The sequence below is a fragment of the Bartonella sp. AA18HLJMS genome, from assembly GCF_042197245.1.
Lineage (GTDB): Bacteria > Pseudomonadota > Alphaproteobacteria > Rhizobiales > Rhizobiaceae > Bartonella.
Map to the genome: position 1 here is coordinate 1 of NZ_JBHIRP010000072.1, position 996 is coordinate 996.

At 36.5% G+C, this 996-nt stretch carries 3 protein-coding genes and 1 pseudogene; all 4 read right to left on the reverse strand.

Features of this window, described 5'->3' with window-relative positions; all coding sequences use genetic code 11:
* Positions 1 to 188, reverse strand: a 188-nt coding sequence (locus ACFINW_RS09950; RefSeq protein ID WP_375674265.1) for an EexN family lipoprotein, incomplete at its 3' end; no start/stop codon positions are given.
* Positions 188 to 493 (reverse strand): EexN family lipoprotein, encoded by a 306-nt coding sequence (locus ACFINW_RS09955; RefSeq protein ID WP_375621770.1) that lies wholly within the window; start codon positions 491 to 493, stop codon positions 188 to 190. The genes ACFINW_RS09950 and ACFINW_RS09955, both read right to left, overlap by 1 nt.
* 2 nt (positions 494 to 495) lie before the next feature.
* Positions 496 to 771, reverse strand: a complete 276-nt coding sequence (locus ACFINW_RS09960) for an EexN family lipoprotein (RefSeq protein ID WP_375655740.1) — start codon at positions 769 to 771, stop codon at positions 496 to 498.
* Positions 772 to 773: 2 nt separating this feature from the next.
* Positions 774 to 996, reverse strand: a pseudogene (locus tag ACFINW_RS09965) (hypothetical protein); the annotation flags it as partial.

The following is a 996-nucleotide window of genomic DNA, read 5'->3' on the forward strand; positions in this document are numbered from 1 at the left end:
TGAAGTTCTAAAAATGCTAACCGCATGTTTTCACAATTTTTTGAAGTTCCTGCAAATCCACATTTCGCATCCCACTCTAGGCGTAATTTTTCATCTTTTTTAAATTCTGCAACGCTATAGGTTTTTTCACATCCAGCAGCGATAAGCCCTGTGCAAAGCAGCAATGTTGTTATGAGAACTTTATTCATTATTTATTGTCCTGTTGTTGTTTAGCGCGCTCTTCTGCTTCTCGTTCTTCTCGCCTTTTATTTATTTTCTCTAGAGCTTTATTATAATTTTCTAACGCTCTCTTAGAATGTTCTTCATCAAGTTCCTTCGCGGCTTGTCGCACATTTTGACAATTTTTCGAATTATCAGAAGCTCCACACTTCCATTGAAACTCTCTTATTAAGCTTTCATTTTTTTTAAATTCTGCGACGCTATAGGTTTTTTCACATCCAGCTGTGATGAGCCCAGTGCAAAGTAGCAATGTTGTTATGAGAACTTTATTCATGATTAATGGGTGTCCTGTTGTTTTTCGGACTCTTTTTGTTCTTGATTATCTTCAAGAAGTTCATTTGCAAGGTTATGGTAATATTCCTTTTGAAGTTCAAGTTGTGCTAATCTTAGGTTTTCACAATTTTTGGCAGTTCCTGCGAATCCACATTTAGCATTCCACTCTTCCATCAATTTTTTATCTTTTTTAAATTCTGCGACGCTATAAGTTTTTTCACAACCAGCTGTGATGAGCCCTGTGCAAAGTAGCAATGTTGTTATGAGAACTTTATTCATGATTAATGACTGTCCTGTTGTTGTTTAGCGCGCTCTTCTGCTTCTTGTTCGGCTTGTTCTTTTGCTTTTTGTTCAGCTCGGAATTTTTCATTCTCAGCTCTCATTTTTTCAATCCAAGCTTTTTGTTTCGCCATAAATTCTTCATCTCTTTTGCGATTTTCTTCTTCAACTTTTGCCTGACGTTCTTTCTCAAGTTCAGCGCCTGCTACTCTTAGGTTTTCACAA

Excerpts from the sequence above, each read along its gene's own strand:
- ACFINW_RS09955 (WP_375621770.1), bottom strand. The coding sequence starts at position 493 with ATGAATAAAGTTCTCATAACAACATTGCTACTTTGCACTGGGCTCATC.
- ACFINW_RS09960 (WP_375655740.1), bottom strand. The coding sequence starts at position 771 with ATGAATAAAGTTCTCATAACAACATTGCTACTTTGCACAGGGCTCATC.